The organism is Variovorax sp. GW821-FHT09B01, assembly GCF_059418345.1.
In genome coordinates this window covers 1-20,476 of sequence record NZ_JBWKPQ010000023.1, presented here as the reverse complement: position 1 = coordinate 20,476, position 20,476 = coordinate 1, and the positions used below count along the sequence as shown (strand labels likewise).

Sequence of the window (20,476 nt, the reverse complement as noted above, 5' to 3'; positions counted from 1 at the left end):
CAGTAAGTAAAAAAAGCCCATGCCCACGCTCGACATCCGCGACCTCACGGTCAACTACGCCGTCAAGGGCGGCACCCTGCAGGCGCTGGCGCCGGTCAACCTGCGCATGCACGACGGCGACTTCGTGGTCGCGCTCGGCGCCTCGGGCTGCGGCAAGACCACGCTCTTGAACTGCATCGCGGGCTTCCTGCCGCCATCCACCGGCGAGATCCTGCTCGACGGCAAGCCCGTGGCCGGCCCCGGTGCCGACCGCGGCGTGGTGTTCCAGAAGCATGCGCTCATGCCCTGGCTCAACGTGCGCGACAACGTGGCGCTGGGCTTGCGGCTCGCGGGCGTCGACCGCGCCACGCGCGACCGCGTGGCGGAAGAAAAGCTCGCGCTGGTCGGGCTGCAGAAATACGCCGACCGCGCGGTGTACGAGCTCTCGGGCGGCATGCAGCAGCGCGTGGGCATCGCGCGCGCGCTGGCCAGCGATCCGGCCGTGCTGCTGATGGACGAGCCGATGGGCGCGCTCGACGCCTTCACGCGCGAGCAGGTGCAGGAGATCCTGCTGCAGGCCTGGTCGACCTCGAACAAGATGGTGTTCTTCATCACCCACTCGGTGGAGGAGGCGCTGTTCCTCGCCACCCGGCTGATCGTGATGAGCCCAAGCCCGGGGCGCATCTCGCACGTCTACGACGAGGTGCCGTTCTCGCGCCAGTACCTCTCGCACGGCGATTCGCGCAAGGTGAAGTCCGAACCCGAATTCATCCGCATGCGCGAGGAAGTGCTCTCCATCATCCACCATCGTGAGGCGGCCCATGCCTGAGGCCAGCATCGCATCGCCGGTCGCCATGACGCCTCCCACCAAGCCCACCGCCGTCCCGCCGCCCGCGCCCGGCGCCAAGCTCAAGACCAGCGCCTTCAAGGTGCCGGGCGAGGGCTCGAGCTTCACGATCAGCGTGGTCACGGTGCTGACGCTGATCGCGCTGTGGTTCCTGGTCACCAACATGGGCTGGGTCAAGCCGCTGTTCCTGCCGACGCCGCAGGCGGTGTTCCAGCAGTTCTACGAATACCTGACCGGCCAGGCCAACGACAAGCCGCTGTGGCAGCACTTCCTCGCGAGCATGTTCCGCGTGTTCTCGGCCTTCCTGCTGGCCTGCGTCACGGCCATCCCGGTGGGCATCGCGATGGGCATGAGCCGCTTCTGGCGCGGCATCTTCGATCCGCCGCTGGAGTTCTACCGGCCGCTGCCGCCGCTGGCCTACCTGCCGCTGATCATCATCTGGTTCGGCATCGACGAGCTGCCCAAGGTGCTGCTGATCTTCCTGAGCTGCTTCGCGCCGCTGGCGCTGGCCGCGCGCTCGGGCATGCGCAGCGCCTCGCAGGAGCAGATCAACGCGGCCTACTCGATGGGCGCGAGCTACCTGCAGGTGATCCGCCACGTGATCCTGCCCTCGGCGCTGCCCGACATCCTGGTCGGCATGCGCATCGCGATCGGCTTCGGCTGGACCACGCTGGTGGCCGCCGAGATGGTGGCGGCCAACATGGGGCTGGGTCAGATGGTGCTCAACGCGTCGAACTTCCTGCGCACCGACATCGTGATCATGGGGATCGTGGTCATCGGGGTGGTGGCGTATCTGTTCGACCTGCTGATGCGCTGGCTCGAGCGGCGTCTGGTTCCCTGGAAAGGGCGCATGTAGCGGAAGGCGCGGCGGGCGGCGAGACAGGCACCGCCGGCGGCATGGTCGAGGGCAGGGCGCCGCCCGGCCCCATCGACTGCTCGAGGAAATCGAGCATCGCGCGCATCGCCGCGCTGTTGTGGCGCCGCTGCGAATAGGCGGCATAGAGCCAGTGGTCGTGCGGCATGTGCTCGCGCAGCACCGGCACCAGCGCGCCGCGCTCCAGGTGCGACTGGGCCAGCGGCTCGGGCACGTAGGCCACGCCCACGCTGCGCAGCGCCAGCTCGATCAGCGCGACCGCGTCGTTGGCCTCCATGCGGCTGTGCACCGGCACCTCGTAGGCCTCGCCTTCGGTCTCGAAGGGCAGGTGGGTGGTCGAGGCGGCCGAATAGCTGAGCACGTCGTGCCGGCTCAGGTCGGCCGGCACGCGCGGCATGCCGCGCAGCGCCCAGTAGGCCGGGGTGGCGCAGACCACCATGTCGAACTGCACCAGCCGCCGCACGATCAGGTTCATGTCGTCGATGCGCCCGCCGGTCAGGTGGATGTCGATGCCCTCGCCGATCAGGTCGACCGCGCTGTTGGTGAAGACCAGGCTCACGTAGACGTCGGGATAGCGCTTGATGAACTCGGCGATCACGTCCGAGAGCCAGCCGGCGATCAGCCCGTGCGGCGCGCTCATGCGCAGCCGGCCGCGCGGGTGGGCGCCGTGGGCCTGCAGGTCGTTGAGGGTGTTCTCGGCCATGTCGACCAGCTGGGTGCTGCGCTCGAGCAGCACCTCGCCGGCGTCGGTCAGGCTCAGCGAGCGGGTGGAGCGGTTGAGCAGCCGCACGCCGCTGCGCTCCTCGAGCTCGGCCACGTAGCGGCTGACGGTGGCCTTCGACATGCCCAGCGACAGGGCCGCGCGCGAGAAGCTGCGCCGGAACGCGACTTCGCGAAATGTCTTGATGAGATCGAGTCCGTCCATGAGAGTGGGCGCATTGTTCCAGTTCGGCCAGAGGCCCGCGCCGGCGCAGGGGCATGGTGCAACCTTGGTTTGCGCCCGCCGGACGCATCCGGTTGCATCCGGATCGCCGCCGGCTGCGTACAGGGGGTGATCGGTCCCGGACGGCGGGACCCGCCAACATGCACGAGAAGGAAGAAGAAGCCATGCCGCAGGACATCGCGTTCGCCATCCGCTGGGTCGAGAAGGGCCTGGTGCCCGATACCGTGGTGCGCCGCGGCATCCGGCGCCTGCTCAAGGACCGGCTGTCGGAGTTGTATGCCGGCAACACCCCGGCCGTGGCCGAGCTGACGCAGGAGTTCGTCGGGCGCATGCGCTCGGCCAGCCTGGCGCCGCTGCCCGAGAAGGCCAACGCCCAGCACTACGAGGTGCCGGCCGCCTTCTTCGGCCAGGTGCTCGGCAACCACCGCAAGTACAGCAGCTGCTACTGGCCCGAGGGCACGCGCACGCTCGAGGAGGCCGAATCGGCCGCGTTGGCCAGCACCTGCGAGCGCGCCGGGCTGGACAACGGCCAGGACATCCTCGAGCTCGGCTGCGGCTGGGGCTCGCTCACGCTGTGGATGGCCGCCCACTACCCGGGCAGCCGGATCACGGCGCTGTCGAACTCGGCCTCGCAGCGCGAATACATCGAGGCCGAGGCCGCGCGGCGCGGGCTGGCCAATGTGCGGGTGCTCACGCGCGACATCAACGTGTTCGACACCGAGGAGCGCTTCGACCGCGTGGTCTCGGTCGAGATGTTCGAGCACCTGCGCAACTGGCCGCAGGCCTTCGCCAACGTGGCGCGCTGGCTGCGGCCCGGCGGGCGCTTCTTCATGCACGTGTTCGTGCACCGCGAGGCGCCCTATCCCTTCGAGGTGCGCGACGCCAGCGACTGGATGAGCGAGCACTTCTTCTCGGGCGGCATGATGCCCAGCGACGACCTCGCGCTGCACTGCCAGGACGACCTGCGGCTGCTGCGCCGCTGGCGCTGGGAAGGCCGCCACTACCAGCGCACCGCCGAGGCCTGGCTGCGCAACATGGACCAGCGCCGCGAGGCGCTGCGCCCGCTGTTCCAGGCCACCTACGGCGACCAGGCCCATGTCTGGTGGACGCGCTGGCGCCTGTTCTTCATGTCGGTGGCCGAGCTGTTCGGCTACGAGCACGGGCAGCGCTGGTGGGTCAGCCACTACCTGTTCGAGCGGCGCGCCTGAAGCCGGACCGATGAGATTCAGCCCGCTCGAAGCCGCCTTCGCCGGCCTCGCCTTCACCGCCGCGGTCGCGCTGGTGGTCTGGCTCGAGAGCCTGGCGCGGCGCGACGCGAGCCTGATCGACCGCTTCTGGCCGCTGCTGATCGCGGGCGCGGGCCTGGTCTACCTGGTGCTGCTGCCGAACGCGCCGCTGCACGAACCGCGCGGCCTGGCCATGGCCGTGCTCGCGCTGCTGTGGGGGCTGCGGCTGGCGCTCTATGTGGCCGCGCGCAACTGGGGCCACGGCGAGGACCGGCGCTACGAGGCGATCCGCGCGCGCAACCAGCCGGGCTTCGGCCTCAAGAGCCTGTACCTCGTGTTCGGGCTGCAGGCGGTGCTGGCCTGGATCGTCTCGGCGCCGCTGTTCGTCGGCATGGCGGGCGCGCGGCCGCTGGGCTGGCTCGACATCGCGGGCGGCGCACTGGCGGCTTTCGGCATCGGCTTCGAGGCCATCGCCGATGCCCAGATGTCGCGCTTCAAGGCCGACCCCTCGCAGCGCGGCCAGGTGATGGACCGCGGCCTGTGGCGCTACAGCCGCCATCCCAACTACTTCGGCGAGGCCTGCGTCTGGTGGGGGCTGTGGCTGATGGCGCTGGGCGCGGCCGGCCTCGGCGGCGCCTGGAGCGTGGTCTCGCCGCTGCTCATGACCTGGCTCCTGCTGCGCGTGTCGGGCGTGCGCCTGCTCGAGGCCGACATCGGCCACCGGCGGCCGGCCTACCGCGACTACATCGCGCGCACCAACGCCTTCGTGCCGGGGCCGGTGCGCCGGCCGCCGAAATGAGGGTGCGCCATGCCGGCCTGGCGCTGGCGTGTTCGCTTGCCCTGGCGGCGGGCGCGCAGCCGGCGGCCTCGCCCGCCACGGGCGAATGGAATTTCCGCGTGCTGCTCGACGACGCGCCGATCGGCGAGCACCGCTTCGTGCTCACGGCCGCGGGCGACGAGCGCCGGCTGAGCAGCGAGGCCGCGTTCGCGGTCAAGCTGCTGGGCGTCACGGTCTACCGCTACCGGCATTCGGCGGTCGAGCACTGGCGCGGCGACTGCCTGCGCCGGCTCGATGCCGACACCAACGACGGCGGCGACCGCTCCGAGGTGCGCGCCGAGCGCGAGTCGGAGGGCGACGGCCCCGCGCTGATGGTCGTCACGCCGCGCGGGCGCAGCGCGATGCCGGGCTGCGTGATGAGCTTCGCCTACTGGAACCCCGCGATGCGCGCGCAGCAGCAGCTGCTCAATGCGCAGACCGGCAAGCTCGAGCCGGTGCGCATCGCCGCGCTCGACGAAGGCCGCGTCGAGGTGCGCGGCCGTGGCGTGGCGGCCCGGCGCTGGCGCGTCAGCGGGCCCGAGCAGCCGATCGACCTCTGGTACGCCGTGGCCGACGGCGAATGGCTGGGCCTCGATGCCCAGGTGCGCGGCGGCAAGAAGCTCAGCTACCGGCTGAAGTAGGCTTCGCGGCCAGCGCGCTCAGCACGGCGGCCGTCATCGCCTGCACGCCGGTCGTGATCGAGGGTTCGGGCACCGGCGCGAAGAAGGGCGAATGGTTGAAGGGCAGCGGCTTGCCGCCTTCCTTCTGCGAATCGGCGACCTCCTTCGGATCGTTCACGCCGATGAAGAAGAAGAAGGTGGGCACGCCCTCCACCGCGAACTCGGAAAAGTCCTCGCTGGCGGTGATCGGCGGCACCTGCACCACCTTCGCGTCGCCGAGCTGTGCCTTGAGCGCGGCCACGGTGCGCTGCGCCAGCGCCTGGTCGTTGATCACCGCGCCGTTGCCGCGCGCCGGGTCGAGGCCGATCGTGGGTTCGGGCGCGCCCGCCATCGCGGCCGAGGCCAGCGCGGTGCGCCGCACGCCGTCGATCAGCTGCTTGCGCACCTGCGGCTTGTAGCTGCGGATGGTGCCGCGCAGCAGCGCCGAGTCGGGAATGATGTTGCCGGCGGTGCCGGCCTGGATCGCGCCCACCGTCACCACGCCGAATTCGGCCGGGTCCTTCTCGCGGCTCACCACGGTCTGCACGTCGGTCACGAAATGGGCCGCCTGCACGATCGGGTCGATCGCGCGGTGCGGCGCCGAGCCATGGCCGCCGCGGCCCTTGAAGTCGATCTCGAAGCCATCGGAGGCCGAGGTGATCGGCCCCGCGCGGTAGCCGACGTAGCCGTAGGGCGAGGCCGAGGTGTGCAGCGCGAAGGCGGCATCGGGCTTGGGGAAGCGCTTGTAGAGCCCGTCGGCCAGCATGCCCTTGGCGCCGCCACTGGCCTCCTCGGCCGGCTGCGCGACGAACACCAGCGTGCCCTGCCACTGGTCCTTGAGCGCGAGCAGCGTGCGCGCGGTGCCGACCCAGCTCGCCATGTGCACGTCGTGGCCGCAGCTGTGGGCGACGAAGGTCTCGCGGCCCTGCCAGGTGGCCTTGGCCTGGCTCGCGTAGGGCAGGCCGGTCTTCTCCTGCATCGGCAGCGCGTCGAGCTCGGTGCGCACCAGCACCGTGGGACCGGCGCCGTTGCGCAGGACCGCGACCACGCCGGTGCGGCCCACGTGCTCGGTCACCTCGAAGCCGAGGGCGCGCATCTGCTCGGCCAGTTTGGCGGCCGTGCGCACCTCCTGGAAGCCGAGTTCGGGATGGGCGTGGATGTCCTTGTAGAGCGTGTCGAGCTGCGGATAGGCCTCGCGCGCGAGCGACTCGATGCGCTGGGCGTTGGGGGCGGCGCCTTGCGCCATGGCGGCGGGCACGGCGGCGCAGGCGAGGCAGGCGGCGAGGGAAAGCTGGCGAAGTGAATGCATGAAGGGACCTGTCTCCTGGGTGAGGTGTCTTTGCTTGTTCTTGAAAGGGACCGGCCGCGAATCTAGGCAATGGTTTGCCAGGCGTCCAATGCATTGTTCTATCCACAGCCATAATTCCAATGCATGAACAGGCCCCTCCATGCCATGACCTTCGTGCAACTGCGCCACTTCCTCTCGGTGGCCGAGACGGGTTCCTTCACACGCTCGGCCAAGGCGCTGTCGATCACGCAGCCGGCGCTGAGCCGCAGCATCCATGCGCTCGAGGAGGTGCTCGGCCGCGCGCTGTTCGACCGCGTGGGCCGGCGCAGCGAGCTCTCGCATTTCGGGCGCGAGATGCTCGAGCGCGCGCGCCACCTGGTCGGCGATGCGCAGGAACTGGTGGCCAGCGCGCGCGGCGGTGGCGGCGCCCACCTGCGCGTGGGGCTCGGCGCCGGGCCCGGCGCATTGCTGGCCACGCCGCTCTTGCAGCGCATGGCCTACCGTGGCGCGCCGGTGCGCATCGACATCCTGCGCGGCGACACCGACCGGCTGGTGCAGGCGCTGCGCCAGCGCACGCTCGATGCGGCGGTGGTGGAGTTCCGCACCGTCACGCCGAGCATCGACCTGCGCGTCGAGCCGCTGGTGGAGATGGGCGGCGCCTTCATGTGCCGGCGCGGCCATCCGCTCGCGCGCAAGCGCGGGCCGATGACGTTCCAGAGCCTCAAGGACTACCCGCTCGCGTCCACCGGTCTCGGGCGCGACGTGGTGCGCGCAATGGTCGATGCCTACGGCCCCGAGGCGCATCCCGACCAGTGCGTGACCCTGCGCTGCTCGGAGCTGTCGAACCTGGTCGAGCTCGCGCGCGACAGCGACGCAATCCTGCTCGCGGTGCGCGCGGTGGCGCCCGACCTGGTCGCACTGCCGGTGCACCCGCCGTTGGGCCGCGCGCGCTTCGGCCTGGTGACGCTGGCCGGCCGCAGCGAGGCACCGGCGCTGCCGCTGCTGCGCGAGGTGATCGCGGAGCGCATGCCGGCCGAGCCCGGCTGAAGTCGCTTCAGGCAGGCAGCGCATCGGCGCCGATGCGCTCCCACAGCCGCGCGACCGCGGGCCGCGCATTGAGCCGCGCGCGCCAGGCCACGATCGCGACCTCCACGTCCCAGGCGCCGTCGCCCACCGGCACCAGCTCGCCGAGCCGGCCCGCAACGAAGGAGCTGTCGGGCAGCCAGGCCATGCCCATGCCCTGCTGCGCGAGGTCGCCGAGCACGTCGGTCATCTCGGACTCGAAGGCCCGGTAACCGGCCAGCGGTTGCGCCGACTGCTCGATCGCGGTCGCGACCACGCGCGCGAAGTAGCCGCTGGGCGAATACATCAACAGCGGCACCGGATGGGCCGCGCTGCCCGGCAGCGCGAAGCGCTCCGAGGCGGCAAGCGCGCGCGACACGTAGGGCCGCACGCGCTCGAGGCCGAGCTCGCGGCGCTCGAAGCGCGCCGCATCGAGCTGCAGCGGATGCGCGGCCTGGTGGAAGCCGATCAACACGTCGGCCGAGCCCGCGCTGAAGGCCGTCAGCGTGTCGTGCACGTTGCCGACCTCGAGGCTGCAGCTGAGGTCGCCCGCGCCCGACCAGCGCGCCCACCAGGCCGGCAGCCGCGTGCTGGCCAGCGCATAGGTCGAGGCGATGCGCACGTGGTTGCGCGCGGGCGCGTCGCCGATCTCGGCGCGCGCGTCGGCGATCTGGTCGAGCAGGCCCGCGGCCACCTTGCGGAAGCGCTCGCCCGCGGGCGTGAGCCGCGTGGGATAGGCCGCGCGGTCGATCAGCTTGGCGCCCAGCCATTGCTCGAGCGCCTGGATGCGGCGGCTGAACGCGGCCTGCGAGACGTTGCGCATCTCGGCCGCGCGCGTGAAGTTCTGCACCTCGGCCAAGGTGACGAAATCCTGAAACCAGCGTGTGTCCATCGCGACCTCTGTTTCCTTTGCGTGCGGCGCATTCTGCAAGCCGCGTGCCCATCGCTTGCGTGCATGGGCGATGCGTGCGGCGCATCGCGCCCGGATGCAAACTCGACATTGGACCGCGTGCGCGGGCCTCGCGACCATTGGCGAATCCACTCACCACTTCAGCAAAGGATTCGGACATGAGCGAACAACTGCGCGCGGCCGCCAAGGAATACATGGTGCGCTACGGCGGCGACACCTTCCCCAACCTGTTCCGCAGCGCCCGCGGCGCGGTGGTGGTCGACGACACGGGCCGCGAGATCCTCGACTTCACCTCGGGCCAGATGTGCGCCACCATCGGCCACAACCATCCGGCGATCGTGCGTGCCGTGCACGAGGCCGGCGAGAAGGCCTTCCACCTGTTCAGCGGCATGATCCCCGAGGTGGTGGCCGAGCTGGCGCAGAAGATGGCCACCGACTGGATGCCCGCGCCGCTGAGCAAGTCGCTGTTCGTGAACACCGGCTCCGAGAGCAACGAGGTCGCGCTGCGCATGGCGAAGATGTACACCGGCGGCTTCGAGATCCTGGCCGTGGGCGGCTCCTGGCACGGCGTGACGGGCGGCACCAGCGCGGTGTCGTTCGCGAGCGACCGCAAGGGCTACGGCGTGCACGTGCCCGGCGTCTACCTGATGCCCGAGCCCAACGCCTACCGGCCCTACATCCGCGGCATGTCGGGCGAGGAATCGGCGCTGGCCTGCCTCGAGCTCGGCCTCAAGATGTACGACATGGCCTCGACCGGCCGGCGCGCCGCGATCATCATCGAGCCGATCATCAGCGCGGGTGGCGTGCTGGTGCCGCCCAGGTCGTACATGCAGGCGCTGCGCCGCGCCGCCGACGAGCGCGGCATGCTCTTGATCTTCGACGAGGCCCAGACCGCGTTCGGCCGCATCGGCCACCGCACCGCTTCCGACTTCTACGGCGTGGTGCCCGACATCATGTCGGTGTCGAAGACCATGGGCGGCGGCCTGCCGCTGGCCGCCGTGGCGACCAGCCCGCGCATCGAACAGGACGTGCACGAGAAGGGCTTCACCTTCTACACCAGCCATGTCTCCGACCCGCTGCCCGCCACCGTCGGCCTGGCGGTGCTCGACACCATCCGCAGTGAAGGCCTGATCGAGCGCGCGCGCACCACCGGCGCCTACCTGCGCGGGCAACTGCTCGAGCTGCAGCGGCGCTACGAGGCGATCGGCGACGTGCGCGGCGAGGGCCTGCTGCTGGGCGTGGAGCTGGTGCAGGACCGCGACTCGCGGCTGCCCCATCACGAGCTCGGCGCGCGCACCACGAAGAAGTGCTTCGAGCTCGGCCTGAGCATGAACATCCGGCGCCGGCCCGAGCGCGGGTCGGTGTGGCGCATCGCGCCGCCGCTCAACGTGGCGCACGAGCAGATCGACCGCGCCATCGAGATCCTCGACCGCGCGCTGCGCGAGAGCCTGGACGAGATCGCCCATCCCGCGCCGGTGGCGCTCGCGGCCTGACGCGCCGGAGAACGCCATGAAGACCCCGAATCGGATGCTCGCGGGCGCCGTGCTCGCGGCCGCCGCGCTGGCCGCGCTCGCGCAGGAACCTGGCGGCACGCTCGCCAAGGCGAAGGCCGCCGGCACCCTCGTGATGGGCGTGCGCGAGGCCTCGCCGCCGCTGTCGTACGCGGTGGGCGGCGGCTACGTCGGCTACCACGTCGAGCTCTGCGAGCAGATGCTCGCCAAGCTGCTGCCCGGCGTCGCGGTGCGGCCGATGGTCGTGACCTCGCAGAACCGCGTGCCGCTGCTGCAGAACGGCACCGTCGACATCGAGTGCGGCTCGACTACCAACAATGCCGCGCGCCAGCAGCAGGTGGCCTTCGGCAGCACCACCTACATCACCGAGGCACGCTTCGCGGTGCGCGCGGCCAGCGGCATCGAGTCGGCGGAGCAGCTCAAGGGCAAGACGGTGGTCACGACCGTGGGCACCACGCTCGTGCAGCGGCTGCGCAAGCTCGAGCAGGACAACAAGGGCATGGCGCTGAACATCGTGCTGGCCAAGGACCATGCCGAGAGCTTCCTGCTGCTCGAGAGCGGCCGCGCCGATGCCTTCGCGATGGACGACAACACGCTCGCGGGCAACATCTCGAACGCGCGCAACCCGGCGGACTTCCGCATCGTCGGCAAGCCGCTGGGCATCGAGCCGATCGCGATCATGATCCGCAAGGACGACCCTGCCTTCAAGCGCGCGGTCGACGGCTACCTCGCGAACGCGATGGCCTCGGGCGCGCTCGAGAAGCTCTATGCGCGCTGGTTCATGGCGCCGATCCCGCCGCGCAACGCCGTCATCAACATCCCGCTGAGCGATTCGCTCAAGGCGGCCTTCCAGTCGCCCAACGACCGGCCGGCCGAGGCCTACGAGGAGCGGCTGCCCTGAGCCTGCGCCCGCAGGCCGCGCCGCAGCCGCGCGGGCGACTGGCCGTAGCGCGCGCGGAACATGCGCGCGAAGTGGGCATCGCTGTTGAAGCCGTTCTCGAAGGCGATCGACGAGACGGAACGCGCGTGGTTGCGCGCATCGCGCAGCGCCTCGTGGCAGCGCTCGAGCCGGGTCTGCCAGATCAGTCGCTCGGGGCTCGCCTCGCTGCCGTCGAAGGCCTTATAGAGGTAGCGCCGCGAGCAGCGCAGCGCATGGGCGATCGCGTCGACCGAGAGCGTGGCCTCGCTCGCATGCAGCCGCACGTACTGCACCGCGCGCAGGCGCACGGCGGCCAGCGCGTCGACCGGCGCGCGCGCATGCGGCCGGCCGCTCGACAGGGTGGTCGCGAGCAGGCCGATCGAGGCTTCGGCCAGCAGATGGGCGGCATCCTCGGTGACATGCGCGAGCTGCGTGTTCAGCGTGCGCAGGTGGCCGCCGAGGATCGGCGCCATGCCGCTGTCGGCCAGCGCCTCGTCGCGCGAACACACCAATGAAGGCAGGCCCAGTGCCGCGAGGCGCTCGCGCGGGATCTGCAGCCCGAACAGCGAGGCCGGCGCGGCCGATTCCCAGGTGTAGGGCAGGCGCTGGTCGAGCATGATCCAGTCGCCCGGGCCCAGGTGCACCGTGCGGTTGGCCGCGTGCACGTCGGCGGCGCCGGCGATCTGCATCGAGAGCTTGAAATAGCCGCCGCCGCTGTCGAGCGCGTCGCGGGCCTCGCGCGTCACGCGCGAGAGCGGCACCTGCATGCGCACCGCGCCGAGGCCGCCGACGTCGTAGATGTCGCAGCGGGCCTCGAAGTCCGGGCTGCCCGCATCGTCGTCGCCGCGCAGCCGGCCGAAGTAGGGCGCGATCGCGCTTTCCCAGTAGCGCATCCGCTGGGCGGCGGGAACGTCGAGCGTGGAACAGGACTGGGCGTGCATGGTCCGGGCATTACAGCCGGTCTGGCGGCGCGCCACAAGCAAGGCGGGGCCGTGCGGGCCCACGCCGTGCACGCTGGTGCAAGACACGGTGCACCGGCAGTCGTGCCGCGCGCGCTGCGCTGGCTATCGTCGGCCGGCCCCTTCATCCAACCCGAGGAATCCCATGAGCAGCAAGCATCTCTTCATCGAACAATGGACACCCAGGCCGGCCTGGATCGCCCGCACGCCCGCCGAACGCCGGGCCTTCGCCGACGCCGTGCTCGGCGCCATCGAGGCCATGAAGGCCGGCGGCATCCGCACGCTGGGCTGGGGCGCGGCCGACCGCGGCGTCGACCATGCCGATCCCGCCGTCTCGTTCTGGGCCGTGTGGGAGATGGACAGCGCCGAGGCGGTCGCGGGCTTCCGCCAGGGCGTCGAAGCCTCGGGCTGGTACACCCTCTTCGAGCAGCACAACACCACCGGCGTGGCGCAGACCCCGGCCCAGGTGCTCGAACTGCTGGCGACGCACGCGTAGCGCGGCGCGAACGAAGCCCCGCGGCTTCGTTCGCGGTTCAGCGCTGCAGCCCGTGCAGCGCCGCCAGTTCCTCGATCAGCCCGAGCTGGAAGGCATCGAAGCGCGCCGAGGGCTGCATCAGGCCGAAGAAGGGCGTGAGCGGATCCTCGATCTCGGTGCGGTGGCCCGACAGCTCCTCGAGGATCGCGAGGCCGCAGAAGGGCACCGCCACCTCCGAGTAGCCGCCCTCGTGCACCATCACCAGCCGGCCGCCCGCATGCCGCTCGGCGAGCGCCATCGCATGCCGGGTCATGAGGCGGAACGACTCGGGATGCAGCAGCATGCGCGCGAGCGGATCGACGCCGCTGGCATCGAGGCCGCTCGCCACCACGACCAGTTGCGGCGCGAAGCGGTCCACCGCGGGAATCACGATGCGCTCGAAGGCCTGCATGTAGGCGTTGTGGCCGCCGCCCGGCTGCAGCGGGATGTTGATGTTGAAGCCCAGCCCCACGCCCTCGCCGCGGTCGTGCGCGCCGCTGTAGCCCGGCGGAAAGCAGTGCTCCTGGTGCAGCGAGATGGTCAGCACGTCGTCGCGGCCGTAGAAGAGCTGCTGCGTGCCGTTGCCGCAGTGCACGTCCCAGTCGATCACCGCGATGCGATCGATGCCGTGGCGCGCCTTGACGGCCTCGATGGCGATCGCGATGTTGTTGAGGATGCAGAAGCCCATGCCGCGATCGGCACTGGCATGGTGGCCCGGCGGGCGGCAGAAGGCATAGGCGTTCGGATGCCGGCCCGCGACCACGCCGTCCATGGCCGCGATCGCGAGGCCCGCCGACAGCGCGGCGATCTCGTAGCTGCCCGGGCCGTAGGGCGCGAGATCGCCCATGTCGCCGCCCGCGGCATCGCTGCCGGCCTTGAAGCGCGCGAGGTAGTCGCGCGTGTGCACGCGCAGCAGCTCGTCCTGCGAGGCCGGCGGCGCCGACCGCACCTCGAGCCGGTCGCTGAGCCCCGAGACGTCCATCAGCGACTTCAGCCTTCGCTTGGTGTCGGGCGCCTCGGCGATGCCGACGCCCGCCATCGGCTGCACCCAGCGGCCCACGGGCAGCATCAGGGCATGGGGTGCCCCGGCGATGTGCCAGAGCGTTCTCTCGTCGTGGAAAAAGGCGGTGCGCTTCATGCGTCGTGGCTCCAGGGTGAAAGCCACGAAGGTAGCGGCCGCCGCGCGCCGGTGTCTGATCCACCGTGCACGGCGGCTTGCCCGAGCGCGTCAGCGCGCGGGTGCCACCACCGGCGCGTCGGCCGGCGAGGGACTGCGCCCGATCAGCCAGGCGCACAGCGCCGACACCACGCCCGCGAACAGCACGTACAGGCAGATCTGCCACGGCTCGCCGCCGCCCGACTTGAGCAGCGCAGTGGCGATGATCGGCGTGATGCCCGAGGCGAAGATGCCCGAGAACTGGTAGACGAAGGAGATGCCGGTGTAGCGCACCTTGGCGTCGAACAGGTCGCAGAACAGCGCGGCCTCGGGGCCGTAGACCGAGGCATAGAGGATGCCGAACGGGATCACGATCGACAGCCACACCAGCAGCACGCTGCCGCCGCTGTGCGTCATCAGCCAGAAGCCCGGGAAGGCCGACACCGCGGTGATCAGCGACCCCCACATGTAGACCCGGGGTCGGCCGAGCCGGTCCGACAGCCGGCCGAAGAAGGGGATGGCGAAGCACATCACGATGGCCGCGGCCATCACGCCCAGCAGCGCATCGGTGCGGCTGAGCTTGAGCGTGCCCGTGAGGTAGGCGATGGAGAACACGCCGAAGATGTTGAAGAACACGCCGTCGATGTAGCGCGCGCCCATGCCCTTCAGCACATTGCCCGGATAGCGGCGCAGCATGTCCATGAACGGGATGCGCAGCTCGGCGTTGCGCGCCTTGACCGCGGCGAACTCGGGCGTTTCCTTCACGTGCAGCCGGATGTACATGCCCACCCCGACCATCAGCCCCGAGATCAGGAAGGCGATGCGCCAGCCCCAGGCCATGAACTGCTCGTCGGTCAGCAGCCACGACAGCAGCGCCACCACGCCCGAGGCCAGGCACAGGCCGATCGCCAGCCCGATCTGCGGCAGCGAGGCATAGAAGCCGCGCTTCTCCTTCGGCGCGTACTCGTAGGCCATGAGCACCGCGCCGCCCCATTCGCCGCCCAGGCCGATGCCCTGCGCCACGCGCAGCACCAGCAGCAGCAGCGGTGCCGCGATGCCGATCTGCGCGTAGGTCGGCACCAGGCCGATCAGGAAGGTGGCCACGCCCATGATCATCAGCGTGATGATCAGCATGCTCTTGCGCCCGATCTTGTCGCCGAAGTGGCCGAAGATCACGCCGCCCAGCGGCCGCGTGACGAAGCCCACGGCGAAGGTGGTGTAGGCCAGCAAGGTCGCCACCACCGGGTCGCTGCCCGGGAAGTAGAGCTTGTTGAACACGATGCCGGCCACCACCCCGTAGAGGAAGAAGTCGTACCACTCGATGGTGGCGCCCACCAGCGCCGAAATCACCACCCTGCGAATCGTTTTCTCGTCGTCGCGTGCACTGCTCATGTGTTGTCTCCGATGAGTGTTGTCGTGGCGGCCTCTTGGTTTTCAGTCTCGGCGGGCCGTGCGGGATGCATTGCTGCTAGTGCGCGGCCGAAGCCGCCCTGTGGTCCTCTCTGATCATGTCGACGGCCTTCTCGGCCATCATCACCGCGGGTGCGTTGGTGTTGCCCGACACCAGCGTGGGCATGGCCGAGCAGTCGACCACGCGCAGGCCGCCGATGCCGTGCACGCGCAGCCGCGCATCGACCACCGCGAGCGGGTCGTGCCCCATGCGGCAGGTGCCGGTGGGATGGAAGATGGTGGCGCCGTTGTTGCGGCAGAACTCGAGCAGCTCGGCATCGCTCGCGGCCTGCGCGCCGGGCTTCACCTCGCGCTTGACGTAGGGCCGCATCGCGGGCGCCTCGGCGATGGCGCGCGCGGCCTTCACGCCGGCCACGGCGGTGGCGCGGTCGAGCTCGGTTGACAGGTAGTTGGGCTGCATCTCGGGCGGCTCGGCCGCGTCGGTCGAACGGATGCGGATGTGGCCGCGCGACTCGGGCCGCAGCTGGCACACCGAGAAGGTGAAGCCCGAGTAGGGATGCACCTTGCCGCCGGCCATGTCGGCCGACAGCGTGGCCACGTGGAACTGGATGTCGGGCGTGGCGGCCACGGGGCGGCCCGCCTCGTCCTTGAGCGCGCGCATGAAGCAGCCGCCCTGGTTGATGCCGATCGCGAGCGCGCCGCTGCGGTGCAGCAGCCATTCGAGGCCCAGGCCGAGCTGGCCGGCCCAGGAGTTGAGCTGGTCGTTGGTGGTGATGGGCTTGGTGCACTCGTAGCCGAGGCGGATCTGCAGGTGGTCCTGCAGGTTCTCGCCCACGCCCGGCAGTTCGTGCACCGGCGCGATGCCGAAGCGATCGAGCAGCGCGCGCGGGCCCACGCCCGAGAGCTGCAGCAACTGCGGCGACTGGATCGAACCCGCGGAAAGCAGCACCTCGGCGCGGCAGCGCGCGGTCTTCTCGACGCCGCCCTTGCGATAGCGCACGCCGGCCGCGCGCCGGCCCTCGAACACGAGGCTGGTGGCCAGCGCCTCGGTCTCGATGCGCAGGTTGGGGCGGTGGCGTGCTGGCGCGAGGTAGGCCTTGGCGGTGCTGCAGCGCAGGCCGCGGTGCGTGGTGAGCTGGTAGTAGCCCGCGCCTTCCTGCGCGGCGCCGTTGAAGTCCTCGGTGCGCGGCACGCCGGTCTGCCGGGCGCCTTCGATGAAGGCCTCGATCAGCTCGTGCCGCGCGCCGATGTCCGACACCTTGAGCGGCCCGTCGCCGCCGTGGAACTGGCTCGCGCCGCGCTGGTTGCCCTCGGAGCGCACGAAGTAGGGCAGCACCTCGTCGTAGCCCCAGCCCGGGTTGCCGAGCGCGGCCCAGTGGTCGTAGTCCTCGCGCTGGCCGCGGATGTAGATCAGGCCGTTGATCGAGCTCGAGCCGCCCAGCGTCTTGCCGCGCGGCCAGTAGATGCGGCGGCCGTTCATGTTCGGGTCGGGATCGGTCTCGAAGCGCCAGTTGTAGACCGGGCTCCACATGGTCTTGCCGTAGCCGATCGGCAGGTGGATCCACGGCGAGCTGTCGCGCGGCCCGGCCTCGAGCAGCAGCACGCGCGTGGCCGGGTCCTCGCTCAGGCGCGCCGCCAGCACGCAGCCGGCCGAGCCGGCGCCCACCACGATGTAGTCGAAGGCTTCTTCACTGCGAGAGTCAGGCATGCGTGCGGTCCGGCGATGGAACAATGGCCTCGGTCCGTCGCATCCTAGGTTATTGATTTTCGGAACGCAATGTTCCACTTTAGAGGTTTACCCGCATGCCCCGTCCCGCGCGTTCCGCCGCCGCCCCTGTTGCCGCGCCCGTGGTTGCCGCCGTCGAGGAGCCCGTTTCCGGTTCCTCGGCCGAGCGCAGCCTGCGCCTGCTCGCGCTGCTGGCCCACGAGGGCCGCGCGCTGTCGCTGGCCGATCTCGCGGCGCAGCTGGGCCTGCCCAAGGGCACCGCGCACCGCATCTGCACCCAGCTGCTGGCCACCGGTTTTCTCGCGCGCGACCTCGACGAGCGTTCCTTCGTCGTCGGCCCCGCGCTGCGCCAGCTGGCCTTCGACACGCTGAACCACGGCAGCGTGCGTGGCCTGCGCCACGAGGTGCTGGCGGCGCTGGTGCAGGAGGTCGGCGAGACCTGCAACCTCACCACGCTCGACGGCGCGCGCGTGCTCTACCTCGACCGCGTCGAGGCCCAGTGGCCGCTGCGGCTCACGCTCGACGTGGGCTCGCACGTGCCGCTGCACTGCACCGCGAGCGGCAAGCTCTTTCTCGCGCAAATGCCGAAGAAGGCGCGCGACGCGATGATCGACGGCCTGCCGCTGCCGCGCATGACAGCGAGCACCCTCACCGACCCCGCCGCGCTGCGCGCCGAGTGCGACGCGATCGCGCAGGACGGCTTCTCGCGCGACCGCGAGGAGTTCATGGCCGGCCTGGTGGCCGTGGCGGTGCCGGTGCGCGACGCGGCCGGCGAGGTGCGTGCCGCGCTCGCGGTGCATGCGCCGACCGCGCGCATGTCGATGGCCGATGCCGAGCGTCGCATCGATGCGCTGAAGGCCGCGGCGCTGCGCATGGGTGGCTTGCTGTGAGCGACGGGGCCCGTGGCGCTTGGCGGGCCGCGACAAAGCGCACAGAATGAACCTGCCCGTGCGTCGTTCCGGCACGGCCTTCTTCATGCGAACCCCTCTCTTCGCCACCCCGTCGTTGCGCACGCTGATCGTCTCGGCGGTCTTCGTGCTGGGCGCATCGGCGAGCTCGGCCGAGGTGGTGCGCTGCCTCGATGCCAATGGCGCCACCGTCTACACCGACGGCGCCTGCCCGAGCGGCACGCGTTCGTCGCGCCCCGTGCAGATCGCCGAGCCGCCGCCGCCTTCGGCCCTGCAGCCGGCACCGCCCGCGCGCGCGCCCGACCACGCGCCGCCGCCGAGCGCCGCCGCGCCGGCACCGCCCTCGAACCCGGGGCTGTCGATCATTCCGCGCTATCCCGACGAAGGGCGCGCGGCGCAGGCCGATCCCGAGCCGGTCTATCTCTGGGGCCCCGACCCCTATCCCTACCCGCCGCCACGGCGTCGCGTGCAGCCTCCGCCGCCGCATGTGCACGACCCCGGTCCGGGTCGCCGGCCCTGCGCGCACATGGCGGGGCTGCGGCGCAACAACTGCTGAGGCGCCCGCTTCAGCGCCACTGCAGCAGCAGCGACCACGGCTGCCGGCTCATGTGCCGATCGATGCATCCCGCCGCGTCCGCCGCGCAGCCTTCGGGCAGGTAACTCGGATCGAGCGTCCGCGTGCCCGGCGCGAAGTCCAGCCGGCGCAAGCTGACCGACTGCAGCACGTTGCCGCCGACCGCGTCGAAGCCACGTGCGTCGACGGCCGTCACCACGTCGCAATGCATCGGCAGCGCCGCGCCGCCCGTGGGCCGCGTCGCGAGCACCGTGCCGATCTTGGCGAAGCTGTCGAGCGCCGAACGCGCGCCGCGCGTCTGGCACACCAGGTCGCCCACGCGCGGCGGCGTGCGTGCGAGATCGCAGGCCCGCAGCGCGAAGCGCGTGGCACGGCCCGCCGCTTCGTCGGCGCCGGCCTTCCAGGCCGCGCCCGCGTAGTCCACGTGCGCCTCGGAGAACACGAACTCGTCAGCGCCCAGGCCCGCCTGCCGCGCGAGCCAGCTGATGAAGGCGGCCGACCACGGCGTGTCGATCACAGCGACCCGGTTCACCGCCGTCGCCATCGCATGCAGCTCGGCCGCGTCGAGGCCCTGGTCGGGCCCGACGCCCAGCCCCATCAGGCGCGAAGCACTGGCCTGGTTCAGCGCCTCCAGCAGCAGCGTGCGATCGGCCGGCCGCAAGGCACCGAAGCGCACCAGCGAGGGCAACTTCACGCGCGGCTGGTCGACCGCGTCCCAGTAGCCGAGCACGCGCTGCCACGGCGCGGGCGCGAAGCGCGAGACGCGTCCGTCCTCGGCCTCGGAACTGCCCGCGTCGACCATGCGGCCTTCGGCATCGAGGGTCTGCGCGCCGAAGGCCTCGTGCTCGCGTTGCGCGGCGGCGGCCATCGCGAGGGCGCGTGGCGGCGGCGGGGCCTCGGCCGTGGCCAGGCAGGACGTCGCGGCGAAGGCGGGCGTGCCGGTGAACAGGCACGCGGCCAGCAGCCAGGAGCGCATCGAAGGAGAAGGGCGGCGAAGCAGCGGCATGCCGGGCAAGCATAGCCCGGCATGCGGGTGGGCGAAGCATCGGGGCGCCATGCGGGCGCGTTACCCTTCGCTCCGAGGCCACCCCCCGGCGGCCCTGCGAAACGGAGCGACGATGGCAGACAAGATCCTGGTGTTCTACGGTTCCTACCGCGCCGACCGCATGGGCGTGCGGCTCGCGGACTATCTGGTCGAGCGGCTGGCCGCGCGTGGCGCCGAGGTGGAGCTGATCGATGCCAAGGCCGTCGACCTGCCGATGCTCGACCGCATGTACAAGGAGTACCCGGCGGGCACGGCGCCCGAGGCGATGGAGACGCTGGCGCGCAAGATCCGCGCGGCCGATGCCTTCGTCTTCGTGACCGGCGAATACAACTGGGGCCCGCAGCCCGGCCTCAAGAACCTCACCGACCACTTCCTCGAGGAGTGGTTCTGGCGGCCCGCGGCGATCGCGAGCTATTCGGCCGGCCGCTTCTCGGGCGTGCGCTCGGGCACGGTGTGGCATTCGATCCTCTCCGAGATGGGCATGATCGTGGTGTCGAGCACGCTGTCGGTCGGCCCGATCTCGCAGACGCTCGACGCGCAGGGCCAGCCCACCGGCGCGCCCGGTGCCTCGCTCGACCGGGCCTTCGGCCGCTTCGCCGACGACCTCGCGTGGTGGACCGAAGCGGCGCGCGAACAGCGCGCGCGCAAGGCGCCGCCCTATTGACCTTCAAGGAGATCGGCCATGCGGCTCACGCCCTTCCTGATGTTCACCGGCCAGGCGCAGGCCGCGATGGACTTCTACCTCTCGCTGTTTCCCGAGGCGCGCATCACCGAGATCGAGCGCTACGGTCCCGCGGGCCCGGGCGCCGAGGGCACGGTGCTCAAGGCGCGCTTCGAGCTCGGCGGCCACAGCCTGCTGTGCATCGACAGCCCGCCCGTGCATGCCTTCGGCTTCACGCCCTCGATCTCGCTGTTCATCGACTGCGACGACGAGGCGCAACTGCGGCGGCTGTTCGACGGGCTGGCCGACGGCGGCCAGGTGCTGATGCCGGTCGATGCCTATCCGTTCAGCCGGCTCTACGGCTGGGTGCAGGACCGCTTCGGCGTCTCGTGGCAGCTCAACCTGCCCTGACAAGGTGTGAAGAAACCGTAGCGAGCGCCCCGAGGTCGCGCCGAGGACCGGAGCCGTACTCTGTACGGTGAGGACCG

At 71.0% G+C, this 20,476-nt stretch carries 21 protein-coding genes; 13 read left to right on the top strand and 8 right to left on the bottom strand.

Annotation, left to right across the window (positions count from 1 at the left end; all coding sequences use genetic code 11):
* Positions 1-19 precede the first annotated feature (19 nt).
* On the top strand, positions 20-808 hold the full coding sequence (locus tag AC07RV_RS37115) for a taurine ABC transporter ATP-binding protein (protein WP_296775674.1): 789 nt from the start codon (positions 20-22) through the stop codon (positions 806-808).
* Complete coding sequence (locus tag AC07RV_RS37110; RefSeq protein WP_444814345.1) at positions 801-1,682, top strand: ABC transporter permease subunit; 882 nt, start codon at positions 801-803, stop codon at positions 1,680-1,682. The genes AC07RV_RS37115 and AC07RV_RS37110 overlap by 8 nt, the downstream gene beginning before the upstream one ends.
* On the opposite strand, the gene AC07RV_RS37105 is transcribed toward AC07RV_RS37110, so the two are convergent.
* Positions 1,600-2,625, bottom strand: coding sequence for a LysR family transcriptional regulator (locus AC07RV_RS37105; protein WP_296775672.1), 1,026 nt, complete (start codon positions 2,623-2,625; stop codon positions 1,600-1,602). The two genes, AC07RV_RS37110 and AC07RV_RS37105, sit on opposite strands and share 83 nt — an antisense overlap.
* A gap of 182 nt (positions 2,626-2,807) precedes the next feature.
* On the opposite strand from AC07RV_RS37105, the gene AC07RV_RS37100 reads away from it, so the two are divergent.
* The 3 genes from AC07RV_RS37100 to AC07RV_RS37090 are packed head-to-tail and all read left to right on the top strand — an operon-like array spanning position 2,808 to position 5,327.
* Positions 2,808-3,851: an SAM-dependent methyltransferase gene (locus AC07RV_RS37100; RefSeq protein WP_093341227.1), complete on the top strand. Its 1,044-nt coding sequence runs from the start codon at positions 2,808-2,810 to the stop codon at positions 3,849-3,851.
* A 10-nt stretch (positions 3,852-3,861) separates the two neighbouring features.
* Entirely contained in the window at positions 3,862-4,668 is an 807-nt protein-coding gene (locus tag AC07RV_RS37095) for a DUF1295 domain-containing protein (protein ID WP_296775667.1), read from the top strand.
* Complete coding sequence (locus tag AC07RV_RS37090) at positions 4,665-5,327, top strand: DUF6134 family protein (protein ID WP_296775664.1); 663 nt, start codon at positions 4,665-4,667, stop codon at positions 5,325-5,327. The genes AC07RV_RS37095 and AC07RV_RS37090 overlap by 4 nt, the downstream gene beginning before the upstream one ends.
* Here AC07RV_RS37090 and AC07RV_RS37085 read toward each other — a convergent pair.
* Positions 5,308-6,654, bottom strand: coding sequence for an amidohydrolase (locus AC07RV_RS37085; protein WP_444814344.1), 1,347 nt, complete (start codon positions 6,652-6,654; stop codon positions 5,308-5,310). The genes AC07RV_RS37090 and AC07RV_RS37085 overlap by 20 nt on opposite strands.
* A 123-nt stretch (positions 6,655-6,777) precedes the next feature.
* Between AC07RV_RS37085 and AC07RV_RS37080 the strand changes: the two genes are divergently transcribed.
* The gene (locus tag AC07RV_RS37080; protein WP_296775661.1) at positions 6,778-7,680 is read left to right on the top strand and encodes a LysR family transcriptional regulator; all 903 of its coding nucleotides are present in this window, start codon (positions 6,778-6,780) and stop codon (positions 7,678-7,680) included.
* A gap of 7 nt (positions 7,681-7,687) precedes the next feature.
* On the opposite strand, the gene AC07RV_RS37075 is transcribed toward AC07RV_RS37080, so the two are convergent.
* Positions 7,688-8,587, bottom strand: a complete 900-nt coding sequence (locus tag AC07RV_RS37075; RefSeq protein WP_296775659.1) for a LysR family transcriptional regulator — start codon at positions 8,585-8,587, stop codon at positions 7,688-7,690.
* 176 nt (positions 8,588-8,763) lie between these two features.
* Here AC07RV_RS37075 and AC07RV_RS37070 point away from each other — a divergent pair, with 176 nt between their 5' ends.
* Together AC07RV_RS37070 and AC07RV_RS37065 are read left to right on the top strand one after the other, a co-directional pair.
* On the top strand, positions 8,764-10,098 hold the full coding sequence (locus tag AC07RV_RS37070) for an aspartate aminotransferase family protein (RefSeq protein WP_093340332.1): 1,335 nt from the start codon (positions 8,764-8,766) through the stop codon (positions 10,096-10,098).
* 16 nt (positions 10,099-10,114) lie between these two features.
* Positions 10,115-11,017 carry a transporter substrate-binding domain-containing protein gene (locus AC07RV_RS37065; protein WP_093340330.1) on the top strand — a complete coding sequence of 301 codons (903 nt, stop codon included), beginning with the start codon at positions 10,115-10,117 and terminating at the stop codon, positions 11,015-11,017.
* Here AC07RV_RS37065 and AC07RV_RS37060 read toward each other — a convergent pair.
* Complete coding sequence (locus AC07RV_RS37060; RefSeq protein ID WP_296775653.1) at positions 10,996-11,976, bottom strand: AraC-like ligand-binding domain-containing protein; 981 nt, start codon at positions 11,974-11,976, stop codon at positions 10,996-10,998. The genes AC07RV_RS37065 and AC07RV_RS37060 overlap by 22 nt on opposite strands.
* Before the next feature lie 163 nt (positions 11,977-12,139).
* Between AC07RV_RS37060 and AC07RV_RS37055 the strand changes: the two genes are divergently transcribed.
* Positions 12,140-12,490 (top strand): DUF6616 family protein, encoded by a 351-nt coding sequence (locus AC07RV_RS37055; RefSeq protein ID WP_296775650.1) that lies wholly within the window; start codon positions 12,140-12,142, stop codon positions 12,488-12,490.
* A 37-nt stretch (positions 12,491-12,527) separates the two neighbouring features.
* On the opposite strand, the gene AC07RV_RS37050 is transcribed toward AC07RV_RS37055, so the two are convergent.
* The 3 genes from AC07RV_RS37050 to AC07RV_RS37040 form a co-directional block, all read right to left on the bottom strand.
* Positions 12,528-13,646 (bottom strand): class II histone deacetylase, encoded by a 1,119-nt coding sequence (locus AC07RV_RS37050; RefSeq protein WP_296775647.1) that lies wholly within the window; start codon positions 13,644-13,646, stop codon positions 12,528-12,530.
* A gap of 90 nt (positions 13,647-13,736) precedes the next feature.
* Positions 13,737-15,056, bottom strand: coding sequence for an MFS transporter (locus tag AC07RV_RS37045; RefSeq protein WP_296775644.1), 1,320 nt, complete (start codon positions 15,054-15,056; stop codon positions 13,737-13,739).
* A 76-nt stretch (positions 15,057-15,132) separates the two neighbouring features.
* The gene (locus AC07RV_RS37040; RefSeq protein ID WP_296775641.1) at positions 15,133-16,782 is read right to left on the bottom strand and encodes a GMC family oxidoreductase; all 1,650 of its coding nucleotides are present in this window, start codon (positions 16,780-16,782) and stop codon (positions 15,133-15,135) included.
* A gap of 95 nt (positions 16,783-16,877) precedes the next feature.
* Here AC07RV_RS37040 and AC07RV_RS37035 point away from each other — a divergent pair, with 95 nt between their 5' ends.
* Positions 16,878-17,690 carry an IclR family transcriptional regulator gene (locus AC07RV_RS37035; protein WP_296775638.1) on the top strand — a complete coding sequence of 271 codons (813 nt, stop codon included), beginning with the start codon at positions 16,878-16,880 and terminating at the stop codon, positions 17,688-17,690.
* Between the two features lie 85 nt (positions 17,691-17,775).
* Positions 17,776-18,264: a DUF4124 domain-containing protein gene (locus AC07RV_RS37030; protein WP_296775636.1), complete on the top strand. Its 489-nt coding sequence runs from the start codon at positions 17,776-17,778 to the stop codon at positions 18,262-18,264.
* Between the two features lie 10 nt (positions 18,265-18,274).
* Here AC07RV_RS37030 and AC07RV_RS37025 read toward each other — a convergent pair whose 3' ends face one another.
* Positions 18,275-19,258: a DUF2272 domain-containing protein gene (locus tag AC07RV_RS37025; protein ID WP_296775633.1), complete on the bottom strand. Its 984-nt coding sequence runs from the start codon at positions 19,256-19,258 to the stop codon at positions 18,275-18,277.
* 142 nt (positions 19,259-19,400) lie between these two features.
* On the opposite strand from AC07RV_RS37025, the gene AC07RV_RS37020 reads away from it, so the two are divergent.
* Both AC07RV_RS37020 and AC07RV_RS37015 read left to right on the top strand, forming a co-directional pair.
* Positions 19,401-19,991 (top strand): NADPH-dependent FMN reductase, encoded by a 591-nt coding sequence (locus AC07RV_RS37020; protein ID WP_093340313.1) that lies wholly within the window; start codon positions 19,401-19,403, stop codon positions 19,989-19,991.
* A gap of 18 nt (positions 19,992-20,009) precedes the next feature.
* Positions 20,010-20,399, top strand: coding sequence for a VOC family protein (locus AC07RV_RS37015; protein ID WP_093340311.1), 390 nt, complete (start codon positions 20,010-20,012; stop codon positions 20,397-20,399).
* The last annotated feature ends 77 nt before the right edge of the window (positions 20,400-20,476 follow it).

Bases quoted from the DNA above. Each gene is read 5' to 3' on its own strand.
- AC07RV_RS37095 (WP_296775667.1), top strand. From the start codon at position 3,862: ATGAGATTCAGCCCGCTCGAAGCCGCCTTCGCCGGCCTCGCCTTCACC.
- AC07RV_RS37105 (WP_296775672.1), bottom strand. From the start codon at position 2,625: ATGGACGGACTCGATCTCATCAAGACATTTCGCGAAGTCGCGTTCCGG.
- AC07RV_RS37065 (WP_093340330.1), top strand. From the start codon at position 10,115: ATGAAGACCCCGAATCGGATGCTCGCGGGCGCCGTGCTCGCGGCCGCC.
- AC07RV_RS37070 (WP_093340332.1), top strand. From the start codon at position 8,764: ATGAGCGAACAACTGCGCGCGGCCGCCAAGGAATACATGGTGCGCTAC.
- AC07RV_RS37075 (WP_296775659.1), bottom strand. From the start codon at position 8,587: ATGGACACACGCTGGTTTCAGGATTTCGTCACCTTGGCCGAGGTGCAG.
- AC07RV_RS37040 (WP_296775641.1), bottom strand. From the start codon at position 16,782: ATGCCTGACTCTCGCAGTGAAGAAGCCTTCGACTACATCGTGGTGGGC.
- AC07RV_RS37045 (WP_296775644.1), bottom strand. From the start codon at position 15,056: ATGAGCAGTGCACGCGACGACGAGAAAACGATTCGCAGGGTGGTGATT.
- AC07RV_RS37030 (WP_296775636.1), top strand. From the start codon at position 17,776: ATGCGAACCCCTCTCTTCGCCACCCCGTCGTTGCGCACGCTGATCGTC.
- AC07RV_RS37050 (WP_296775647.1), bottom strand. From the start codon at position 13,646: ATGAAGCGCACCGCCTTTTTCCACGACGAGAGAACGCTCTGGCACATC.
- AC07RV_RS37015 (WP_093340311.1), top strand. From the start codon at position 20,010: ATGCGGCTCACGCCCTTCCTGATGTTCACCGGCCAGGCGCAGGCCGCG.
- AC07RV_RS37090 (WP_296775664.1), top strand. From the start codon at position 4,665: ATGAGGGTGCGCCATGCCGGCCTGGCGCTGGCGTGTTCGCTTGCCCTG.
- AC07RV_RS37080 (WP_296775661.1), top strand. From the start codon at position 6,778: ATGAACAGGCCCCTCCATGCCATGACCTTCGTGCAACTGCGCCACTTC.
- AC07RV_RS37055 (WP_296775650.1), top strand. From the start codon at position 12,140: ATGAGCAGCAAGCATCTCTTCATCGAACAATGGACACCCAGGCCGGCC.
- AC07RV_RS37110 (WP_444814345.1), top strand. From the start codon at position 801: ATGCCTGAGGCCAGCATCGCATCGCCGGTCGCCATGACGCCTCCCACC.
- AC07RV_RS37115 (WP_296775674.1), top strand. From the start codon at position 20: ATGCCCACGCTCGACATCCGCGACCTCACGGTCAACTACGCCGTCAAG.
- AC07RV_RS37025 (WP_296775633.1), bottom strand. From the start codon at position 19,258: ATGCGCTCCTGGCTGCTGGCCGCGTGCCTGTTCACCGGCACGCCCGCC.
- AC07RV_RS37020 (WP_093340313.1), top strand. From the start codon at position 19,401: ATGGCAGACAAGATCCTGGTGTTCTACGGTTCCTACCGCGCCGACCGC.
- AC07RV_RS37060 (WP_296775653.1), bottom strand. From the start codon at position 11,976: ATGCACGCCCAGTCCTGTTCCACGCTCGACGTTCCCGCCGCCCAGCGG.
- AC07RV_RS37100 (WP_093341227.1), top strand. From the start codon at position 2,808: ATGCCGCAGGACATCGCGTTCGCCATCCGCTGGGTCGAGAAGGGCCTG.
- AC07RV_RS37085 (WP_444814344.1), bottom strand. From the start codon at position 6,654: ATGCATTCACTTCGCCAGCTTTCCCTCGCCGCCTGCCTCGCCTGCGCC.
- AC07RV_RS37035 (WP_296775638.1), top strand. From the start codon at position 16,878: ATGCCCCGTCCCGCGCGTTCCGCCGCCGCCCCTGTTGCCGCGCCCGTG.